Source organism: Paenibacillus ehimensis NBRC 15659 (assembly GCF_004000785.1).
GTDB lineage: Bacteria > Bacillota > Bacilli > Paenibacillales > NBRC-103111 > Paenibacillus_G > Paenibacillus_G ehimensis.
In genome coordinates this window covers 1-1,261 of the sequence record NZ_BILX01000192.1, presented here as the reverse complement: position 1 = coordinate 1,261, position 1,261 = coordinate 1, and the positions used below count along the sequence as shown (strand labels likewise).

At 45.2% G+C, this 1,261-nt stretch carries 2 protein-coding genes; both read right to left on the bottom strand.

The features are described 5' to 3' along the window. Nucleotides 1-37: 37 nt before the first annotated feature. Nucleotides 38-922 (bottom strand): IS3 family transposase, encoded by an 885-nt coding sequence (locus tag PEH01S_RS34285; RefSeq protein ID WP_246063158.1) that lies wholly within the window; start codon nt 920-922, stop codon nt 38-40. Then, complete coding sequence (locus tag PEH01S_RS34280; RefSeq protein ID WP_127490456.1) at nt 844-1,188, bottom strand: helix-turn-helix domain-containing protein; 345 nt, start codon at nt 1,186-1,188, stop codon at nt 844-846. The genes PEH01S_RS34285 and PEH01S_RS34280 overlap by 79 nt, the downstream gene beginning before the upstream one ends. Nucleotides 1,189-1,261 lie beyond the last annotated feature (73 nt).

The following is a 1,261-nucleotide window of genomic DNA, read 5'->3' as shown; positions in this document are numbered from 1 at the left end:
TGGTCAAGCCCCCGTTTAGCGGACAGTGGAAAAAGCCCTAGGCTGCAAGCTGACGTCGGTATTCAACCGGTGTCAGCTTGTTTAATTTTCGTTGTGGTCGTTCTTGGTTATAAAAACGAATGAATTCTTCAATTCGCCTTTGTGCCTCGTCCAAACTTCGGATATCATAAGGATAGAGTCCTTCCGTTTTTAGATGCGAGAAGAAACTCTCCATTGAGGCATTATCGTAGCAGTTGCCTCTCCGAGACATGCTGATTTGGGCGCCAACCTTTGGCAGCATGTCGTGGTAAGCGTGAGACGTGTACTGGAATCCTTGGTCGCTGTGAACGATCAATCCGGACACGTCTTTCGTTTTTTTAAAGGCATTTCTAAACGTCTGGAGGACTAGCTCATTATCATTGCGCAAACTCATATGATATGCGATGATCTCGTTGTTAAATAGATCCTTGATGGCCGAAAGGTACAACCGGGTATCCCCGACACGGTATTGGGTGACATCCGTAACCCACTTTTGGTTAGGTGCTGTGGCATGAAAATCACGCTTCAGGCGGTTCTCTGCTATGCGGCCTTCAACAGATGAAATGTAATTACAGCGATGCCTACGACGAACGCGGGAACGTATGCTCATCTCTTGCATAAGTCGAAGTATCTTCTTGTGGTTAACCCACACGTTATGTTCTTTCAGAAGGAAGAGCTGGATTTGTCGATAACCATATTTACCGTCATATTTCTTGTACACCGCCAGGATCAAGTCTTTCAGTTCCTTGTCCGGATCGATGGCCCTCCGTTTCTTATAGGCATAATAACCGCTCCTGGAGACACCGAAGAGTTGACACAACTCCACTACATTGTACGCCTCGGCTGCGTTCTCAATGGTTTCGTATTTACGCCGTACACCTCCTGCATCCAGATTTTCAAACACTTTTTTAGCATGGCGTTCTCCCGTTTTAGCTTTTGTACATATCGATCTTGGTCAACGTATTCTTCACGATTCCCTCGCTTGTCAGTCAATCCAAACTCGCCAAGCTGTTTGTATTTTTTCATCCATACCTTTATTCGATGTCGATCCGGTATTCCGAAATGCTCCATAATCCGTCGATAGGTCCAACCTTCTTCCAGATGTAATCGAATAGCCTCCACCTTCATCTCATGTGGATAAAAATTAAACTTCTGTCCTTTTCTCGCCATAAAAATGCACCCCTTAGAATCATCGGATTAATCAGGGGATTTATCCAATGTCCATTCTAAGGGGTGCACTTCA